This is a genomic window from Cryobacterium sp. AP23 (genome assembly GCF_054075385.1).
Genome location: NZ_CM133415.1, coordinates 2,901,488 through 2,919,627 on the forward strand (window position 1 = coordinate 2,901,488; position 18,140 = coordinate 2,919,627).

The following is an 18,140-nucleotide window of genomic DNA, read 5'->3' on the forward strand; positions in this document are numbered from 1 at the left end:
AATCTCAACTCCCGGCTCAGCTTAGATTCGGCGCTGAGCCGGGAATGGGGCCTTAGGTCCCGTGTGACCGGGCGAAGCGCGCTTTACACAGCTGCCTCTAAGCGTTCGGCGAGGTACGGCGCCGTGCGGCTGTGCGGATGCGCCGCGACGGCGGCCGGGGTGCCTTCTGCCACGATGCGCCCGCCCGCGCTGCCGCCGGAGGGGCCCAGGTCGATGACCCAGTCCGCCGCGGCCACCACGCCCATGTCGTGCTCCACCACGACGACGGTGTTGCCGGCGTCGACGAGCCGGCTCAGCTGGGTCATCAGCAGGGCCACATCGGCCGGGTGCAGGCCCGTGGTGGGCTCGTCGAGCAGGTACAGGGTGTGCCCGCGGCGGGCGCGCTGCAGCTCGGTGGCCAGTTTGATGCGCTGGGCCTCGCCGCCGGAGAGCTCCGTGGCGGGCTGGCCGAGCCGCAGGTAGCCCAGTCCCACCTCGCGCAGGGTCGCCAGGCTGCGGGCGGCGCTGGGCACGTCGGCGAGGAACTCGGCGGCCGCGTCAACGGTGAGGCCGAGCACGTCGGCGACGGTCTTGCCGTTGTAGGTCACCGCGAGGGTCTCGGCGTTATACCGGGAGCCGCCGCAGGTCGGGCAGGGGGCGTAGCTGCCGGGCAGGAAGAGCAGTTCGACGGCGACGAAGCCTTCGCCCTGGCAGGTGTCGCAGCGCCCGCCGGCCACGTTGAAGGAGAACCGGCCGGCGCCGAAGCCGGCCGCCTTGGCCGCATCCGTGGCCGCGAAGGTGGAGCGCATTGCGTCGAACAGGCCGGTGTAGGTGGCGAGGTTGGAGCGCGGGGTGCGGCCGATCGGCTTCTGGTCCACGCGCACCAGCCGGTCGATGGTGCCGGCGCCGGTGATCGACTCGACCACGGTCGTGGCCCGGTCGGTGCCGGCCTCCTCCTCGTCGGTGCCCGGCTCATCCGCGCTGTCGTCCGCGGCGGCGCCGGCGGGTGCGGCGTCGACCGAGCCCTGGCGGAGTTCCCGGCTCACGGCATCCGCCAGCACCTTGCTCACCAGGGTGGACTTGCCGGATCCGGAGACGCCGGTGACCGCGGTGAAGACGCCGAGCGGCACCGACACGTCGAGGTCGACCAGGTTGTGCCGGGTGACGCCGGCCAGGCCGAGCCAGGCGCCGGGCTCGCGTCGGGCGGGCGCCGCCGCGCCTGCCGCGCCCGGGAACAGGTAGTCGCGGGTGACGGAGGCGTCGATCTCGGCCAGGCCGGCCACCGGGCCGCTGTAGAGCACCTCGCCGCCGCCGTCGCCGGCGCGCGGGCCCACGTCGACGAGCCAGTCGGCGCGGCGCACGACGTCCATGTTGTGTTCGACCACGAACACCGAGTTGCCGGATGCCTTGAGCTGCTCGAGCACCACCAGCAACGGTTCGGCGTCGGCGGGGTGCAGGCCGGCGGAGGGTTCGTCGAGCACGTAGATGACGCCGAACAGGCCGCTTCGCAGCTGGGTGGCGATGCGCAGCCGCTGCATCTCGCCGGGGGAGAGGGTGGGGGTGGCGCGGTTCAGGCTGAGGTAGCCCAGGCCGAGGTCGATGAGGACCTCGAGGCGGCGCACGAGGTCGCCGGCCACGGTGACGGCCACCTCGGTGACCTCGCCGGACTGGGCGGAGCGGTGCGAACCGGTGGCACCGGTGAGTTCGGCGGTGGGCCGGAGGACCTCGGCGAGTTCGCTGAGGGTGAGGGCGTTGAGTTCGTTGATCGGCCGGCCGGCGAAGAGCACGGCGAGGGCGTCCTTCTTCAGGCCGCTGCCGCCGCAGAGCCGGCAGGGACCGGTCTCCACGAACGCGAGCACCTTCTGCCGCATCTGCGCGCTCTTCGAATCGTTCAGGGTGTGCATGACGAAGCTCTTGGCGCTCCAGAACCGGCCCTTGTAGGGCTTGGCGACCCGGTCCCGCTGCGGGGTGACCTCGACAACGGGCTGCTCCTCGGTATACAGGAGCCAGTCGCGCGACTCGCGGGTGAGGGAGGACCAGGGCGCGTCGATGTCGTGGCCGAGGCCGGCGGTGACGTCGCGCAGGTTCTTGCCCTGCCAGGCGCCGGGCCAGGCCGCGATGGCGCCGTCCCGGATGCTCAGGCTGGGGTCGGGCACCAGCAACGCCTCAGTGACGGTGTGCGCGATGCCCAGGCCGTGGCACTCGGGGCAGGCGCCGGTGGCGGTGTTGGGGGAGAAGGCGTCGGAGTCCAGGCGCAGGTCGGACCCGGCCGGGTAGGTGCCGGCGCGCGAGTAGAGCATCCGCATCGAGTTGGAGAGGGTGGTGACCGTGCCCACGCTGGACCGGGAGCTGGGCGAACCGCGGCGCTGCTGCAGCGCGACGGCCGGCGGCAGGCCGGTGATGAGGTCGACGTGCGGGGTGTGGCCCTGCTGGATGAGGCGGCGAGCGTACGGCGCCACGGACTCGAAGAACCGGCGCTGCGCCTCGGCGAAGATGGTGCCGAACGCGAGCGAGGACTTGCCCGAGCCGGAAACCCCGGTGAACGCCACAATCGCGTCACGCGGCACATCCACATTGACGTCGCGCAGGTTGTTCTCGCGCGCGCCGCGCACGCGCACGAAACCGTCGGCGCCGGGGTGGGCGCCGGGGGAGGTGCTGCTGGGGTCGGTGATGGGCGGTGTGTCGACGGTGTTCGGCATTCGAACGACTCTAGTTTGACCCCCTGACATTCGGCCCATGGGCGAGGGGCGCGTATCGTGGAGAAGTTGATCCTCGAAAGGCCCGCGCACATGCGACGCACCATGTTCAAGTCCAAGATCCACCGCGCCACCGTGACGCACTCGGCCCTGCACTATGTGGGGTCGCTGACGGTCGACCTCGATCTGCTCGATGCCGCCGACCTGCTGCCCGGTGAACTCGTGAGCATCGTGAATGTCAACAACGGCGCCCGATTTGAGACCTACCTGATCGCGGGTGAGCGCGGCAGCGGCGTGATCGGGGTCAACGGTGCCGCAGCGCGGATGGCGCACGAGGGTGACCTGGTCATCATCATCTCCTATGCCCAGATGGGAACGAAGAAGGCCAGGGCCTACGTGCCCACTGTGGTGCACGTGGATGCCCAGAATCATCCGGTGTTCGTCGGGAGCGACCCGGCCGAAGCAGTCGGCGATGACGTGCAGCGGCCGCCATTGGCCGTCTGACTCCACTCCACTAGCGTGAGCCCATGGAACTCAGTTTTCAGGGCGAGATCTGGTACTGGCGGGGGCCGTCACCCTTCCATTTTGTGACCGTCACGGCGGACGAGAGCGCCGCCATTGCCGAACTCGCCCCCGCCGTCAGCTACGGCTGGGGGATGATCCCGGTCACCGTGCGCATCGGTCGCACCGACACGACGACGTCGCTGTGGCCCAAGGACGGCGGTTACATCGTGCCGCTCAAGAAGGCGCTCCGGGAGCGCGAAAGACTCGAGCTGGGCGACGTCGTCGAGGTCACCCTGCTGATCCCGATCTAGGCGAAAAAAGTTCTCCACAGTTTCAGTTTGACCAGACAGATCTCCGATACTGAGCTATTCTCAGTACATGTCCACCATCGCAGAAACATTCGCCCCCGGCACGGCGCTAGACACCGTGCCGGAGGCCGCTGTGCCTGCTGATTCACTGGTCGCCGCGGTCGAAGCGGTGGAACATTTGGGGGCCTGCAGCACCGACTACGACACCCTCTCCGATGCCGAACTGCTCGCCGGCCAGAAGGACCTGGCCCGGCTGCGGCAGCTGGTCGAAACCCGGCAGACCTGGATGGCGAAAACGCTCCAGCACCGGTCCCGGCCCGAGCTGGGTCAGCAGGGCCTGGCCCAGCAGCAAGGCTTTCTCAACCCGGCTGACCTGATCCAGGACTTGACCGGCTCCACCCGTCAGGACGCCCGGAAGCTCGTGGACGTGGGCCGGATGCTCGCCGACACCGAGGCGGCCGACGCGGCCGCGGCGGACGAAGAGGCGCGGCAGTTGCGCGACCGGACCGACGGGACCGACGGGACCGACGGGGCCGACGACTCGGGCGAAGCGGGCACGCCACCCGGCCTCTTCGACCAGACCGCCATCGACACGGAGCCCGCCGTCCTGCCCTGGTACGCCCCGATCTCCCGCGCCACCGCGACCGGAGCCCTGTCGGTCGCGGCCGCGCATGCGATCCGCACCGGCCTGGGCGATATCGACACCGTCGTCACCGCGGAGAAGCTCGCCGATGCCGTGCACACCCTCCTTGCCGAGGCGACCCGGATGGCCGTGGATGAGCTGCTCAAGCGCTCCCGCCGGATGCGCGACAGCCTCGACGAGGCCGGCATCGCCGTGCGGGAGAAGAAGGCCTGGGACGACCGCTACCTGAAGGTCTGGAAAATCGACACCGGCCAGGTCCACCTCCACGGCCTGTTCCCGCCGGAGCAAGGCCAGTACATTCTGGACCTCTACGACAGCCTCACCGGCCCCCGCCGCGGCGGCGTCCGCTTCGTCGACCCCGACCGGGCCGCCTGGGCCAAAGCAGTGCAGGACGACCCCCGAACCACCGACCAACTCACCGCCGACGGGTTCCTCGACCTCCTCAAAGCCGGCAGCAGCGTCAACCCCGACCGGATGCTCGGCGGCCGCACCCCCGCGGTGCGAATCCTGACCACGGCCACCCCGAAGGCTCCGGCAGCGGACCCGACCGAGGCCCTGGTCGCGATCCCCGACGGCACCGGCCACGGTTTTCTCGAAGGCAACCCGGCCCCGGTCTCCCAGGAGACCATCGACCGGATCATCTGCTCCTCCGGCACCGTCGAGGTCACCTTCGACGCCGTCGGCCAACCGTTGAACCTCGGCCGGGAAGAACGCATCTTCAGCCAAGCCCAACGCATCGCCCTGGCCGCCCGCGACGGCGGCTGCATGTGGGGAGACTGCGACAAACCCCCGTCCCGCACCGAGGTGCACCACCTCGACCAGTGGCTCCGCGACCACGGCAGCACCGACATCCGCCTGGGCATCCTGCTCTGCAGCCCGCACCACCTGCTGTTACACAACCAGGGCTGGCAGATCTTCGAACACCACGGCACCTACTGGCTCCGGCCTCCAGCCGCAGTCGATCCCGGACAAACGCTCATTCAACTGCGCAGCAAGAGCCCCGCAGCCCACGAGCAGCACGACCGGCACTGAGCCTGCTCCACGGCCGCCCGAGGCGGTGCGCGGAACGCAACCATTTCGTTGGTCGAGCTTGTCGAGACCTGGTGAGGTGATTCTCGGAGGCCGCGGCAGCGACACATATGCATGTCACGGGGTCTCGACCAGCTCGACCAGCGAGTGGGGACGACACATATGCACGTCTCGAGGTCTCGACAAGCTCGACCAGCGATTGCGCACGACACACACGCACGTCGCGGGGTCTCGACGAGCTCGACCAGCGAGTGCGCGCGACCCGCACGCACGTTACGGGGTCTCGACAAGCTCGACCAGCGAGCGACGCTTGGCCATCCGCCGGACGCCGGGCTAGTGGCCGCCGTCGACGAGCTTGAGGCCGATGACGCAACCGACGAGGCCCAGGATGAGCAGGATCTTGATCAGGGATGCCGGTTCCCCGCCGAAGATCATGGCGTACAGCACCGTGAGCGCCGCGCCGATTCCCACCCAGACCGCGTAGGCGGTGCCGATCGGGATGGTGCGCATTGCGAAAGCCAGGCCGCCCATGCTCAGCACCAGGCCGGCACCGAAGACCACAGTGGGCCAGAGCCTGGTGAAGCCGGCGGACTTCCCGAGGGCCGTGGCCCAGACGGCTTCCAGAACGCCGGACACGATCAAAACGATCCACGACATGACAATCTCCTGTGGCCAGTCTTGTCGCGTGCCGGGTACTGATCCGTCGTCCGGAACCGCGGGGAAGCGGTCTGTAAACAGGTTAGCCGCTCAGCCTGTGCACCGTCTCAGCACGCCGGCGCCGGCACATCCGCCGCGGACACGACACAGCCCCGCCGGCTGGGACCGACGGTGTCGGTCTCGGCCGGCGGGGCCGGACGGTGCGGGTGGTGCGGTTCTTAGGCGGCGGAGATGATGTCGACGACGAAGACCAGGGTGTCGGTGGCGCTGATGCCGGCCTGGTCGTTACCGCCCTCGTAGCCCAGCGGGCCCGGCGGGATCACGATGACGACCTGCGAGCCGACGGTCTGGCCGACCAGCCCCTGGGTGAAGCCGGTGATGAGGCCGGACACCGCGAAGGAGGTGGGCCCAGAAGCCCAGCTCGAGTCGAACTCGGTGCCGGTGGCCCAGATGGATCCGCTGTACTGCACGGTCACAGTGGAGGCGTCGGTGACGGTGGCGCCGTCGCCCTTCTTGAGCACCTCAACGCCGAGCTCGGTGGGCGGGTCGGTCTTGGGCATGGTCACAGTGGGCTCGCCGTCCTTGGCGAGCTTCACGGTGGGGAAGCCCTCGGTGGGCTCCTGGTCCTCGCCGGTGGCGCGGGTGGCGAGCTTCTCCTTGACGTCGATGACGAAGAGCATCTGGTCGGTCGCGGCCACACCGAGGTCGGTGCTGCCGGTGTCGCCGAAGCCGTCTTCCGGCGTGATCACGACGGCCACGCGGTCGCCTACGTTGGAGCAGGCCACACCCTTGAGGATGCCGGCGATCGCGGCCTGGTTGCTGGCCACGTTGACCGTGAGGCCGGCGTCATCGCCGAAACCGCCGGCGGTGAGCTTGGCGCCGGAGGTGGCGTTGTACGCGGAGTACGCGATGGAGACGGAGTCGCCCTCCTTCACGGCGTCGCCGGTGCCCTCGGTGATGACGGTGCGCTCGGTCTGCTTCGCGGCCAGGGGGCTCTCGAAAGTCACGGTCGGTTCGACGCCGGCATCACCGGTGACGGTCACGGCGTCCGAGGTGGTTCCGGGGTCCGTGCACGCGATCGCGGCGGTGGTCGCGGAGGGCGTCGCCTCCGTGTCCGGCGATGCGGCGCATCCGGACAGTGCGATGGCGGTGATCGCCGTCAGGGTAAGAAAAGTAGGAAGGGTGCGCACGCAGAAATCTCCAGTTCGGTTCGGGCCTCGTACAGTCTGGACCCTCCACCTATGTATGTGCTGAATCGTGGGGATCCCGCCGGGCTCCACGGGCCGGAATGAGGACCTTGGTCCCTGTCAGAAACTGGGGGACGTTTTTAGACTGGATTCACGGCCTCAAGAATTCACCAGGGCCGAGCTGGTCGATGGTGACCGAACCCACCGACAGTGGCGCCACGCAATTCACGGCGACTTTTTCCAGTCTGATTGACGCCCTGCCTCACGCAGACGAACCCCGTTCTGCTGTGTGAATGTACGTCCGAAGAAAGAGCACCTCGTGTCCGAGACCAAGTCCGCAAACGCAGTCAGCACCTTCCGTTGGGAGAGCCTGAAGCGCGAGTTCTTCATGCGCACCCACCGCGGTGAGCCTGTCAACGCCGGCACCCGCACCGCCCCGGCCGCGAAGGTCGCGGACCCGAACGCGGAGTAGTCGACCGGTCAACAGTCGCCTCGGCGCACCAGGAAGAGCCGGCGCCGGATTACGCGCTGTGCAGCATTGCGCTATCGGTCGGGTCGGCGTTCCCGCCCCCGTTGCCGGCCTTCTGCCCGCCGCGCAGATGGATGGCCGGTAGGGCGAGCGCGGCCGCGGTCGCCGGAACGACCATGAGGGCCGAAAGCCCGAAGATGATCGGCATGCCCACGAGGTACGCCTCGGACTGGGTCGACCCGGCCGCCTGCATGGTGTCGACCTGGTAGGTCAGCACCGAACCGAGCACCACCAGTCCGATCGTGCCGCCGAGGGACAGGAAGAACGACACCGACGAGCTCATCGACCCGACGGTGCGGAACGACACCGTGGTCTGGGCGGTGAGGATCAGGTTCTGGATCACCGCACCCAGGCCGCAGGCGATCAGGACGGTGCCGATGACGGCCATCGCGATGGGCGCAAAGTGCATCTGGGACAGCACGGCGTTGCCGGTGACCAGCGCCACCGCGCCGACCACCACCACCGGCCGCACCCGGCCGGTGCGGCTGATGTAGCGCCCGGCCGCGAAGGCCGTTGCCACGGTTCCCAACGCCATCGGGGTGAGCAGGACCCCGGCCGTGGCCGGTGCCAGGCCGACGCCGAATTGCAGGTACTGGGTGATGAACACCGAACCGCTGAAGAGGGTGGTCCCGGAGAAGAAGGCCGCGGTGATGCACAGCAGGGGAGTGCGGGCGGCCAGCAGGCGCAGCGGCAGGATCGGATCCTCCGCTCTGAGCTCCACGAAGACGGCCACGGTGAGGGCGATCAACCCGATCGCGCCCGTGACCGCGACGAGCCAGACCGAGGTGGCGGCGTTCGGCAGCGCCGAGATGCAGACGAGCGACGCCGTGACGCCCAGGGCGATCAGGCCGGCGCCGGCGAAGTCGGCACGCATCCGCTGGTGGGGTGTGCGAACGATGCGCAGGGTCGCCGCGATCACGATGACCGATGCCAGCGCGCCCGGGATGCTGAGCAGGAAGCACCACTGCCAGCCGAGGCCGGGGGTCTGCACGATCAACCCGCCGAGCACCGGCCCACTGAGCGTCGCGGTGGTCTGCATGCTGCTCAGCCAGGCGTTCACCCGGCCGCGCTGGCGGGGCTCGACCAGCGCGGCGACGACGATCACAACGAGCGACAGGATGCCGCCCAGGCCGACGCCCTGCAGGGCCCGGCCCACGATGAGTTGCGTGGTGTTGAGCGACAGGGCCGCGACGAGCGAGCCGACCGCGAAGAAGACCAGCCCCGCCTGCAGAATGACCTTGGGATTGAACCGGTCACCGAGCTTGCCCCAGATCGGGGTGGTGGCGGTGTTGCCCAGGATGGTCGCGGCGACGATCCAGGTGGAGTGCGCGGTGGGCCCGGGCAGGTCCCGCATGATGGACGGGATCGAGGTGGCGACGATCGTGGCGCTGAGCCCGGCGACGAACTGGGCGATGAGGAGTCCGCTCAGCGGTGCCACGATCGGGCGGAGTGACGGTCGGGGGATCTGGTCTGCCTGCGTCTTCGATGCGGTCACAATTCTCCTCGGTCGAGAACGAGCTTTGCAGTGTCATGTTGCGGCCGGATTGCGCCGCCTGGGTTCCGGGGCCCGGTGTGTATCGGGAGCATTGCGCCACGCTTCAGCCGTTCTCCGGTCGGCAGACCGCGCGGCCGGCCCGGCTTCCGGGATGACGGGTCGGGACCTTCGCCCCCAGAAGCGCCCGTGACTAAGCGATATGATGAATTTATGGAACCACTGATCCAGGAAGTCTCCGACCCGTTCACGGACAAGAATCGCCCCCTCTACGAGGTGAAGGCCAATCTCTTCAAGGGCCTCGCCCATCCGGTGCGGGTGCGCGTGCTGGAGGTGCTCGCGAACGCCGAGGCCGACCTGTCGGTCTCCGACCTGCTCAGCGACACGGGCCTCGAAGCCTCGCACCTCTCCCAGCACCTGTCGGTACTGCGGCGGCACAACCTGGTTCTGGCCGAGCGACGCGGCAGCCTGGTCTTCTACCGGCTCGCCTACCCGCAGGTCGCCGACCTGCTCGCGGTTGCCCGGCAGCTCCTGGTGGAGATCCTCGACACCACGCAGAAGAACCTGAGCAGTGTCGTGGGCAGCGACGCGGTGACCCGGTGAGCGCGGTCGGCACCGCCGCATCCGCAACCGGGCGCTACGTTCGCGCCCTGCTGCCCAGCTGGCAGGACTACCGCGATGTGAAGCGCACCTGGCGCGGCGACCTCGTGGCCGGCCTCACCGTGGGCATCATCGCGCTGCCGCTCGCGCTGGCCTTCGGGGTCAGCTCGGGCGCCGGTGCGGAGAGCGGGCTCATCACCGCCATTGTCGCCGGGGTGATTGCGGCCGTCTTCGGCGGTTCCAACATCCAGGTCTCCGGGCCTACCGGTGCCATGGTCGTGGTGCTCGGCCCCGTCGTGGCCTCGCACGGGGTGGGTGTCGTCGCGGTGCTCAGCCTCATGGCCGGGCTCATCGTGGTGGCCGCCGGCGCGCTCAAGCTCGGCCGGGCCGTCACCTTCATTCCCTGGCCGGTGATCGAGGGGTTCACCCTCGGCATCGCCGTGATCATCTTCCTGCAGCAGGTGCCCGCCGCGATCGGCTCGCACGCCGGGCCGAGCAGCAACGCCTTCGTGGCCGCCGTGCAGTCCTTCGGCACCGTCGACTGGTCCACCGTGATCGTGCCCGTGGCCATGGTGCTCGTCGTCGCCGCGATCATGCTGCTGGCGCCCAAGGTGCACAGGAAGCTGCCGGGGTCGATCGTCGCCATCATCGTGGTGACCGTGATCGCCAACCTCGCCGACCTGCCGCTGGCCCGCATCGGCGAGCTGCCGAGCTCCCTGCCGATGCCCATGCTGCCGCAGATCGACCTCGGCCTGCTCGGCTCGCTGGTCGGCCCCGCGCTCACCATCGCGGCGCTCGCCGCCATCGAGTCGCTGCTGTCGGCCCGGGTGGCCGTGTCGCTCTCCGACACCGGCCCGTACGACGCCGACCGCGAACTGGTGGGTCAGGGCCTGGCCTCCATCGCGTCGGGCTTCTTCGGCGGCATGCCCGCCACCGGGGCGATCGCCCGCACGGCCGTCAACATCCGCTCGGGCGGCCGCACCCGGCTGGCCGCGATCGTGCACTCGCTCGTACTGATCGGCGTGGTCTACCTGGCCACCGGCGTGGTCTCGCAGATCCCTCTGGCCGCCCTCTCCGGGGTGCTGATGATGACCGCGGCCCGCATGATCTCGATCGCCACGGTGCGCAGCATCATCGGCTCGACCGGCTCCGACGCCACCGTTTTCGTCATCACGGCGCTGGTCACGGTGTCCGTCGACCTGATCGTGGCGGTGGGCATCGGCATCCTCGTCGCGGCGTTCTTCGCGCTGCGCTCGGTCTCGGCCTCCAGCGGTGTGCACCGGGAGGAACTGCCCGGCTCGGCGGCTCCCGGCGACGAACGCATCGCCCTGTTCCGGCTCGACGGCGCCCTGTTCTTCGGTGCGGCCGAGCGGATGCTCGAACGCGTCAACCAGACCAGCCACATCACCGTCGTGATCATCCGCATGTCGCAGCTGCAGATCCTCGATGCCACCGGAGCGCGGGTGATCACCGAGATGATCCAGGCGCTCGAACGGCGCGGCATCACGGTGCTCGTCAAGGGCATCCAGTCGCGGCACCTCAAGCTCGTCACCCGGGTGGGCGTGATCACGTCGCTGCGGCACCGCAACCACCTGTTCACCGAGCTCGACGCCGCCATCGAACACGCCCGCAGCCATGTCACCCGGGCCGCAGCGGCCCAGGGCGGCACGGATGTCGCGGAGTTCGGCTGGACCTCCACCATCCGGCTGCCCCGGGACTGACGGCCGCATCAGCTCCGCCAATTGCGCCAAAATCCCCCTTCAGTGCCCCTGAAGGGGGATTTTCGCGCAAGTGGGTGACCTGATCGCGCCGGTCAGCCGAGGAGCAGTTTGGCCAGCTGGTCGGTGGAGTGCACGACGGCGGTGGCCAGGGCGGCCTCGGCGGGGGAGCCGTAGCCCCACTCGACGAGGATGGTGGGAACGCCGTTGGCGTTGGCGCCCTCGGCGTCGTAGATCCGGTCGCCGACCATGACGACGGCGGAGGTGTCGACGTCGGCGGCTTGGAAGCGCACGAGCGCCTCGGCGACGATGTCGGCCTTGCTGCTGCGGGACTCGTTCTCGGTGGCGCCCACCATGATGGTGAAGTACTTGGCGAGGTCGAAGTGCGTAAGGATCGCGATCGCGGTGTGCTCGGGCTTGCTCGTCGCCAGGCCGAGCGGGATGCCGGACTCGTGGATGCGCTCGAGCAGGCCGGCGACGCCGGGGTACACCGCGGTGTCCAACGACGCGGGGCCCTGGTAGTCGGCACGGTACACGGCCAGGGCCTCGAGGGCCTCGTCGGGCGTCATGCCGGCGTACTCGCCGAAGGCGGCCAGCAGGGGCGGGCCGACGTAGGCCATCAGCTCGGTGTCGCTCGGTACTGGGCGGCCGAGCAGAGCGAAGGTGCGGGCCAGCGAGTTGGTGATCGCGGGGGCGGAATCCGTGATGGTTCCGTCAAGATCGAAGAGGATCGCGCTCCAGGTGCGCGTCAAGGTGGGGTTCACTCGCAATATCCTAGGGCCGGATGGGCCGATCTCTTGCACCTGAACCCCATTCAGGGTATAGGCGAGGGGCCGTCCGGCGGTCGTTCCGGCCGCCCCGCCGACGCACAAACCCACCGCTGGTCAGCCCGAACGCTGCGGCCCCGACGCCGGCTACACAACTGTTGCCGAAGCGGACAATTGGGCCCGGTGTGCCGGGTGCACTTGTCCGGATGGGGAACAGTTGGCGGGGCTGGGGCCGGCTAGAAGAGCTTGGAGGCGGTGTCGTCCAGGCCGCGCATGGCGTCGTAGTCGAGAACCAGGCAGCGGATGCCGCGGTCCTCGGCCAGCGTGCGGGCCTGCGGCTTGATCTGCTGCGCGGCGAACACGCCCACCACGGGCGCGAGGTGCGGGTCGCGGTTCATCAGCTCGAGGTAGCGGGTGAGCTGCTCGACCCCGTCGATGTCGCCGCGGCGCTTGAGCTCGACGGCCACGGAGGCGCCCTGCGCATCCCGGGCCAGGATGTCGACCGGGCCGATCGCCGTCATGTACTCCCGGCGCACCAGGGTGTGGCCGTCGCCGAGCAGGTGGATGTGCTCGGCCAGCAGCTTCTGCAGGTGCGCCTCGACGCCGTCCTTGATCAGGCCGGGGTCGATGCCGAGTTCGTGCGCGGAGTCGTGCTGCACCTCGTAGATGCTCACGATCAGCTGGTCCGCGGTTTTGGCGTGCGTCACGGTCCACAGCTCGGTGATGCCGGCCTCGAACTGCAACTCGTCCGGCGCGGAGATCGCCAGGCTGCACGGCGGGCTCATCCAGTTCAGCGGCTTGTACGAACCGCCGTCGGAGTGCACGAGCACACTGCCGTCGGACTTGAGCATGAGCAGGCGGGTGGCCAGCGGCAGATGCGCGCTGAGCCGTCCGGCGTAGTCAACTGAACACTGGGCTATAACGAGGCGCACTGAACGAGCTTAACCGGCGACGGAGGTCTTCGCGCGCTCGCGGGCGGCCGGCGCGGCCAGGCCGGCCAGCGCCATGAGCACCACGATCACGTAGAGGGCGTTGAGGATGCCGAGCTGTTCCCCGATCAGGCCGAGGACGGGCGGGCCGACCAGGAAGGCGAAATAGCCGATCATGGCCACGGCGCTCACCCGGGCGGCCGCGTTGGCGGTGTCGTCGGCGGCGGCCGACATGCCCACCGGGAAGCCGAGGGACGCGCCCAGTCCCCAGAGGACGGTGCCGACCAGCAGCAGCCAGATCGCGGGCGCGAGGATCACCAGCAGCAGCCCGGCCACGCCCAGCACCGAGCAGACCCGCAGCACCGGCACCCGGCCGAACCGGTCGAGCACCGGGCCGCCGAGCACCCGGCCCACCGTCATCGCCGAGACGAACACGCCGAAGACGAGCGCGCCGGTGGCGTCGCTCTGGCCGTGGCCGTCGACGACGGCGAGGGCGAGCCAGTCGCTGGCCGAGCCCTCGGCGAAGGTCATGCCGAGCACGATCACGCCGATCAGCAGGATGCTCGAGTCCCGCCACACGCGCAGGCTCGCGCGCATCCGCTCGCGCCAGTGCGGCCGCACGACGGCGTGGTCGCCGGGGTCGCTCGCATCGCCGAGAGCCGGCCGTAACGGCACGAATCGCACCGCGAGCACGGCGGCCGCCAGCCCGAGGGCGGCAATGAGGCTGAGGTGCCAACCGACCGTCAGGTCCAGGCTGGCGGCGCCGGCCCCGAGCAGCGCCCCCACCACGGTGCCCAGGCTGAAGCAGGCGTGCAGCAGGGGCATCACGGTCACCCCGAGCTCGCGCTCCACCGCAGCGCCCTCGACGTTCATCATGACGTCGGTGGAGCCCATGCCGAAGCCCACCAGGACCAGGGCGGCGAACGCGAGCGGGGACGAGCCCCACACCGTCGCGGCCGCGCCGACGAGGACCAGGCCCAGCGAGGAGGTGGCGATGCCGGCCACCAGGGCCCGGCGGGCCCCCAACGCCGACAGCAGCCAGACCGCAGAGACCAGCCCGATGACGGAGCCGGCGGAGAGCCCGAAGATCAGCAGGCCCACCTGGTCGGTGCGCAGGGCGAGGTCGTCGCGCACGGTCGGGATCCGCGACACCCACGACGCCAGCCCGAGTCCGCTCACGAAGAACAACACGAAGACGGCGTTCCGCCACCGGGTGAGGGCCTGCCGGCCACGGGTGTTCGTCATTTCACCCACGCTACCGCTCCCCGCGAGTCGTGACTAAGCCCCGCGAATTCCGATTTTTCGGGGCCCGGCTCACGGTTCGGGGTCGGTCAGTGGGCGCCGAGGCGCACCCAGGCGGTGCCGCGGACGCGGAGGGAGAGCGTCACGGCGCGGGCGCCGAGGAAGCCGAAGACAAAGGTGGCCATCAGGGCGGCCAGCCCGGCGGCCCCGGCGGGCGCCCAGAGCAGCACCAGCCCGGCCATCGGGACGAACGCGGCCAGGTTGAGCAAGCCGGTCAGGGCGAGGTAGCGCGCGTCGCCGGCCCCGATCAGGACCCCGTCGAGCACGAAGACGAGGCCGCCGAGCGGCACGGACAGTCCGAGCACGAACAGGGTGGCCGGCAGCAGCGCAGTGACCTCCACCGAACTGGTGAAGACCCGGCCCAGCACGCCGCTGGCGGCCAGCACGACCAGGCCGAGAACGGCGCCACCCCCGATGCCCCACTCCAGGCAGCGGCGCAGCACCTGCCGCACCTGCTGCGCGTCGCCGGCGCCGAGGGCCCGGCCCACCAGGGCCTGGGCGGCGATGGCGAGGGCATCGAGCGCGAAGGCCAGTGCGGCGAACAGGGTCATCCCGATCTGGAACGCGGCCAGCTCGGGGGAGCCGAGGCTGGTGGCCACGAACACGGCCAGGAGCATCGCCGCGCGCAGGCTCGCGGTGCGCAGGAACAGCCAGCCGCCGCTCGTTGCGCCGCGCAGCATCCCGCCGCGGTGCGGTCGGAGCGGCGCGCGCTCGCGGCGGGCGTGCCGCACGACGACGACGAGGTAGACGGCCACCATGCCCCACTGGGCGAGGACGGTGCCCAGCGCCGAGCCGACCAGGCCGAGCCCCAGGCCGTAGATGAACCAGAGGTTGAGCAGGATGTTCACCAGGAAGCCGATTCCGGCGACCCAGAGCGGGGTGCGGGTGTCCTGCAGGCCGCGGAGCAGGCCGGTCGCGGCGAAGACGAGCAGCATCGCCGGCACGCCGAGCATAGACAGCCCCAGGTAGTCAGCCGCCGCGCGGGTCACCTCGGGTTCGGCGCCGAACGCGGCCACCAGCGCCGGCGCGGTGAACCAGCCGGCCACGGCCAGCACCAGGCCGAGGCCGAACGCCAGCCAGAGCCCGTCGACGCCCACCGACACGGCCTTCCGCCGGTCGCCGGCGCCGAGCCAGCGCGCCACGGCCGGGGTGGTGCTGTACGCGAGGAACACCATCAGCCCGATGATGGTCTGCAGCACCGCGCTGGCCAGGCCGAGACCGGCCAGGGGGACGGCGCCGAGGTGGCCGACCATGGCCGAATCGGCCAGCAGGAACAGCGGCTCGGCCACGAGCGCCCCGAGGGCAGGCACGGCCAACCGGAGGATCTCCCGGTCGATCGGCTGGCGGCGTAGAAGTCTGATGCTTCGACTCTAGTTTCCGGCGCCGGCCGGGATCGCCTGGGGCGCGGCAGCGTTGTAGGGACCCCAGCCGGGTTCGCGCAGGGCCGGGCAGTGTTCAGGCGTCGGATGGTGCGCGATCTCGATCATGCGGTCAAGCGCCTCGCGCGCGGCGGCCAGATCTGCCATGGCAGCACTGATACGGGTTCGCTCCAGCTCGAGAATCTCGAAGACTTCGGCGGAAGCCGTTCCGGTCTCGACACACGGCAGCATCTGCAGGATCGTCCGACTCGCCAGCCCTGCGGTGAAGAACTGCTGGATCATCCGCACCCGCTCGACAGCCGATTCCGGGTAGATGCGTTGACCCGACACGGTGCGCTCCGAGGCAAGCAGCCCCTGTTCCTCGTAATACCGAAGAGCCCGCGTGCTGACTCCTGCTCGGTGCGCGACGTCGCCGATTCGCATCCGGCCTCCCCTGTTCGATCCACTTGTCCGTATGACTTGCCCTTGACGTCAACGTCAACATTTAGCGTAGTCGATGCCGGGTCGCACGTGCCCGGCCGACACGAGAAGGAAGCACGGACTACATGAACATCACGAACCAGATCGCCCTCGTCACCGGAGCGAACCGCGGTATCGGCCGGGAGTTCGTTCTCGAACTCCTCGAGCGCGGGGCGAGCAAGGTCTACGCGACTGCCCGACGTCCGGAGACCGTCGACTTCGGCGATGACCGGGTGGTGCCGGTGCGGCTCGACCTCCTCGACCACGCATCCGTCGTCGCGGCGGCGGCCCGCGCCCAGGACGTGACCCTGGTGGTCAACAACGCCGGGATCGCGACCGGTGCCTCGCTGGTCACCGGTGATCTGAGCGAGATCCGCCGCGAGATGGACACACACTTCTGGGGCACGCTCGACATCATTCGCGCCTTCGCGCCGGTCCTCGCGACAAACGGCGGCGGCGCGATCGTCAACGTGCTGTCGGCGCTGTCCTGGTTCGCCGCCCCGGGGTCGGGCTCATACGCGGCGGCCAAGGCGGCCGAGTGGAACATGACCAATGGGGTGCGTCTCGAACTCGCGTCGCAGTCCACGTTTGTGCAGGGAGTCCTGCTCGGCGCTGCGGACACCGACATCTCCTCGGGTTACGACGGTCCCAAGATCGATCCTCGCGATGTTCCCCGGTCGTCGTTCGACGGCCTCACCGCAGGAGCGATCGAGGTGGTTGTCGACGACTGGACCGCTATGGTCAAGGCGTCGCTGGCCGGCGACCCTGCCCCCTTCTACCAGCAGATGACCCACCTGCTGGCCGCCAACTAGGCGTCCTCGCGGCCCGTGAGGAAAGCCCCGAAATCGGGTGGATTTCGGGGCTTGGCTCACGGCTCGCGGGCTGGGCGGGCTAGGGGAGGATGACGAGCTTGCCCCGGGCGCCGGACTCGAAGTCGTCGAGGGCCTCGGCGGCGTCTTCCAGCGCGTAGCTGCCCTGCACGGTCACGGACACGCGGCCGGCGGCCAGGCTCTCGGCCAGGCCGGTGAGCACAGCGGTGGTCGGGTCGGCGTAGATCGGAACCACGGTCACGGTGTCGGTGTCGAGCTGGTCGGGCGAGGCGATCAGGGTCGAGACGAAGCGTCCGCCGGCGCGGAGTGCCGGCAGCACGGTGGCGGCATCGCCGGCGAAGTGCAGCACCACGTCGACGCCGTCGGCATGGTCGGCGAGCACGGCCGCCGTGAGGTTCTGGGTGTGGTCGACGACCTCGGTCGCGCCGAGCAGGCGCACCTGCGCGATGCCCAGGGCGGTGCGGGCGGTGGCGATCACGGTGGCGCCGGTGGCCGCGGCGAGTTGTACGGCCTGGTTGCCGACGCCGCCGGTGGCGCCAACGATGAGGACGGTGCTGCCGGCGCCGAGCTCGGCGGCATCCACCGCGGCGGCGGCTGCGGTGCCGGCCAGGCCGAGGGCAGCGCCCCGGGCGAAGTCGATCTGCGCGGGCAGCGTGGCGAGCCCGGTGGCGGTGGGCACGACCACGAACTCGCCGAACGAGCCGTCGCCCAGGTGCGCCTTGGTGACGACGCCGAAGACCCGGTCACCGACCGCGTACTCGGTCACGCCGTCGCCGAGGGCGTCGACGATGCCGGCGAAATCCTTGCCCAGCACCACGGGGAAGCGGTGCTCCAGCAGGCCTTCGAGGGACCCGGCGGCCACGGCCAGGTCGAAACCGTTGACGGATGCCGCGTGCACGCGCACGCGCACCTCGCCGGCTGCGGGCTGCGGGGTGTCGATCTCGGCCAGCTCGAGGGCGGAGCCGAACTCTGGCAGGGTGATGACGCGCATGGGATACTCCTGGGTCGGTTCGCGGGCGACCCGTCTGGAGCGCCGTGCTTTTCAGGCTCCCAGACCCGCCGCATCCGCACCACGGCCCAAGGTCCCATGCCCGTGGCATCACCCACCACATCGCGGCGAGGTTTAGGCTGG

At 70.0% G+C, this 18,140-nt stretch carries 17 protein-coding genes and 1 riboswitch; of the genes, 7 read left to right on the forward strand and 10 right to left on the reverse strand.

Translation table 11 applies throughout. The features are described from left to right. Positions 1 to 83: 83 nt before the first annotated feature. Positions 84 to 2,678, reverse strand: coding sequence for an ABC transporter (locus ACU5E9_RS13760; RefSeq protein ID WP_456810473.1), 2,595 nt, complete (start codon positions 2,676 to 2,678; stop codon positions 84 to 86). Positions 2,679 to 2,768: 90 nt separating this feature from the next. Between ACU5E9_RS13760 and panD the strand changes: the two genes are divergently transcribed. From panD to ACU5E9_RS13775, 3 genes are all read left to right on the forward strand, one after another. Then, positions 2,769 to 3,179, forward strand: a complete 411-nt coding sequence (gene panD / locus ACU5E9_RS13765; protein ID WP_456810474.1) for an aspartate 1-decarboxylase — start codon at positions 2,769 to 2,771, stop codon at positions 3,177 to 3,179. 23 nt (positions 3,180 to 3,202) lie between these two features. Next, on the forward strand, positions 3,203 to 3,490 hold the full coding sequence (locus tag ACU5E9_RS13770) for a DUF1905 domain-containing protein (RefSeq protein WP_456810475.1): 288 nt from the start codon (positions 3,203 to 3,205) through the stop codon (positions 3,488 to 3,490). Between the two features lie 67 nt (positions 3,491 to 3,557). Continuing rightward, positions 3,558 to 5,162 carry a DUF222 domain-containing protein gene (locus tag ACU5E9_RS13775; protein WP_456810476.1) on the forward strand — a complete coding sequence of 535 codons (1,605 nt, stop codon included), beginning with the start codon at positions 3,558 to 3,560 and terminating at the stop codon, positions 5,160 to 5,162. 330 nt (positions 5,163 to 5,492) lie between these two features. Here the strand turns inward: ACU5E9_RS13775 and ACU5E9_RS13780 are convergent, their stop codons facing one another. Together ACU5E9_RS13780 and ACU5E9_RS13785 are read right to left on the reverse strand one after the other, a co-directional pair. Next, positions 5,493 to 5,816, reverse strand: coding sequence for a DMT family transporter (locus tag ACU5E9_RS13780; RefSeq protein ID WP_456810477.1), 324 nt, complete (start codon positions 5,814 to 5,816; stop codon positions 5,493 to 5,495). A 10-nt stretch (positions 5,817 to 5,826) separates the two neighbouring features. Further along, positions 5,827 to 5,891: riboswitch (guanidine-III (ykkC-III) riboswitch) on the reverse strand. Between the two features lie 143 nt (positions 5,892 to 6,034). After that, positions 6,035 to 7,006, reverse strand: coding sequence for an FKBP-type peptidyl-prolyl cis-trans isomerase (locus ACU5E9_RS13785; RefSeq protein ID WP_456810478.1), 972 nt, complete (start codon positions 7,004 to 7,006; stop codon positions 6,035 to 6,037). A 316-nt stretch (positions 7,007 to 7,322) separates the two neighbouring features. On the opposite strand from ACU5E9_RS13785, the gene ACU5E9_RS13790 reads away from it, so the two are divergent. Continuing rightward, positions 7,323 to 7,475 (forward strand): hypothetical protein, encoded by a 153-nt coding sequence (locus ACU5E9_RS13790; RefSeq protein WP_456810479.1) that lies wholly within the window; start codon positions 7,323 to 7,325, stop codon positions 7,473 to 7,475. Positions 7,476 to 7,524: 49 nt separating this feature from the next. On the opposite strand, the gene ACU5E9_RS13795 is transcribed toward ACU5E9_RS13790, so the two are convergent. Next, positions 7,525 to 9,027 (reverse strand): MFS transporter, encoded by a 1,503-nt coding sequence (locus tag ACU5E9_RS13795; protein ID WP_456810480.1) that lies wholly within the window; start codon positions 9,025 to 9,027, stop codon positions 7,525 to 7,527. A gap of 210 nt (positions 9,028 to 9,237) precedes the next feature. Between ACU5E9_RS13795 and ACU5E9_RS13800 the strand changes: the two genes are divergently transcribed. Next, the gene (locus tag ACU5E9_RS13800) at positions 9,238 to 9,627 is read left to right on the forward strand and encodes an ArsR/SmtB family transcription factor (RefSeq protein ID WP_456810481.1); all 390 of its coding nucleotides are present in this window, start codon (positions 9,238 to 9,240) and stop codon (positions 9,625 to 9,627) included. Then, the gene (locus ACU5E9_RS13805) at positions 9,624 to 11,345 is read left to right on the forward strand and encodes a SulP family inorganic anion transporter (protein ID WP_456810482.1); all 1,722 of its coding nucleotides are present in this window, start codon (positions 9,624 to 9,626) and stop codon (positions 11,343 to 11,345) included. The genes ACU5E9_RS13800 and ACU5E9_RS13805 overlap by 4 nt, the downstream gene beginning before the upstream one ends. Before the next feature lie 92 nt (positions 11,346 to 11,437). On the opposite strand, the gene ACU5E9_RS13810 is transcribed toward ACU5E9_RS13805, so the two are convergent. The 5 genes from ACU5E9_RS13810 to ACU5E9_RS13830 form a co-directional block, all read right to left on the reverse strand. Continuing rightward, positions 11,438 to 12,106, reverse strand: a complete 669-nt coding sequence (locus ACU5E9_RS13810) for an HAD hydrolase-like protein (protein ID WP_456810483.1) — start codon at positions 12,104 to 12,106, stop codon at positions 11,438 to 11,440. A 239-nt stretch (positions 12,107 to 12,345) separates the two neighbouring features. Further along, positions 12,346 to 13,041, reverse strand: coding sequence for an endonuclease NucS (nucS, locus tag ACU5E9_RS13815; RefSeq protein WP_456810484.1), 696 nt, complete (start codon positions 13,039 to 13,041; stop codon positions 12,346 to 12,348). Positions 13,042 to 13,050: 9 nt separating this feature from the next. Beyond that, positions 13,051 to 14,283, reverse strand: a complete 1,233-nt coding sequence (locus ACU5E9_RS13820; protein WP_456810485.1) for an MFS transporter — start codon at positions 14,281 to 14,283, stop codon at positions 13,051 to 13,053. An 86-nt stretch (positions 14,284 to 14,369) separates the two neighbouring features. After that, positions 14,370 to 15,650 carry an MATE family efflux transporter gene (locus ACU5E9_RS13825; RefSeq protein WP_456810486.1) on the reverse strand — a complete coding sequence of 427 codons (1,281 nt, stop codon included), beginning with the start codon at positions 15,648 to 15,650 and terminating at the stop codon, positions 14,370 to 14,372. Positions 15,651 to 15,710: 60 nt separating this feature from the next. Beyond that, positions 15,711 to 16,142 (reverse strand): MerR family transcriptional regulator, encoded by a 432-nt coding sequence (locus tag ACU5E9_RS13830; protein ID WP_456810487.1) that lies wholly within the window; start codon positions 16,140 to 16,142, stop codon positions 15,711 to 15,713. Between the two features lie 122 nt (positions 16,143 to 16,264). Here ACU5E9_RS13830 and ACU5E9_RS13835 point away from each other — a divergent pair, with 122 nt between their 5' ends. Beyond that, positions 16,265 to 16,990 (forward strand): SDR family oxidoreductase, encoded by a 726-nt coding sequence (locus ACU5E9_RS13835; protein WP_456810488.1) that lies wholly within the window; start codon positions 16,265 to 16,267, stop codon positions 16,988 to 16,990. A 79-nt stretch (positions 16,991 to 17,069) separates the two neighbouring features. Here the strand turns inward: ACU5E9_RS13835 and ACU5E9_RS13840 are convergent, their stop codons facing one another. Then, positions 17,070 to 17,999 carry an NADP-dependent oxidoreductase gene (locus ACU5E9_RS13840; RefSeq protein WP_456810489.1) on the reverse strand — a complete coding sequence of 310 codons (930 nt, stop codon included), beginning with the start codon at positions 17,997 to 17,999 and terminating at the stop codon, positions 17,070 to 17,072. Positions 18,000 to 18,140: the final 141 nt, after the last annotated feature.

Coding starts and splice junctions, on each gene's coding strand:
- panD (WP_456810474.1), top strand. CDS start 2,769: ATGCGACGCACCATGTTCAAGTCCAAGATCCACCGCGCCACCGTGACG.
- ACU5E9_RS13820 (WP_456810485.1), bottom strand. CDS start 14,283: ATGACGAACACCCGTGGCCGGCAGGCCCTCACCCGGTGGCGGAACGCC.
- ACU5E9_RS13800 (WP_456810481.1), top strand. CDS start 9,238: ATGGAACCACTGATCCAGGAAGTCTCCGACCCGTTCACGGACAAGAAT.
- ACU5E9_RS13840 (WP_456810489.1), bottom strand. CDS start 17,999: ATGCGCGTCATCACCCTGCCAGAGTTCGGCTCCGCCCTCGAGCTGGCC.
- ACU5E9_RS13770 (WP_456810475.1), top strand. CDS start 3,203: ATGGAACTCAGTTTTCAGGGCGAGATCTGGTACTGGCGGGGGCCGTCA.
- ACU5E9_RS13775 (WP_456810476.1), top strand. CDS start 3,558: ATGTCCACCATCGCAGAAACATTCGCCCCCGGCACGGCGCTAGACACC.
- ACU5E9_RS13760 (WP_456810473.1), bottom strand. CDS start 2,678: ATGCCGAACACCGTCGACACACCGCCCATCACCGACCCCAGCAGCACC.
- ACU5E9_RS13835 (WP_456810488.1), top strand. CDS start 16,265: ATGAACATCACGAACCAGATCGCCCTCGTCACCGGAGCGAACCGCGGT.
- ACU5E9_RS13780 (WP_456810477.1), bottom strand. CDS start 5,816: ATGTCGTGGATCGTTTTGATCGTGTCCGGCGTTCTGGAAGCCGTCTGG.
- ACU5E9_RS13830 (WP_456810487.1), bottom strand. CDS start 16,142: ATGCGAATCGGCGACGTCGCGCACCGAGCAGGAGTCAGCACGCGGGCT.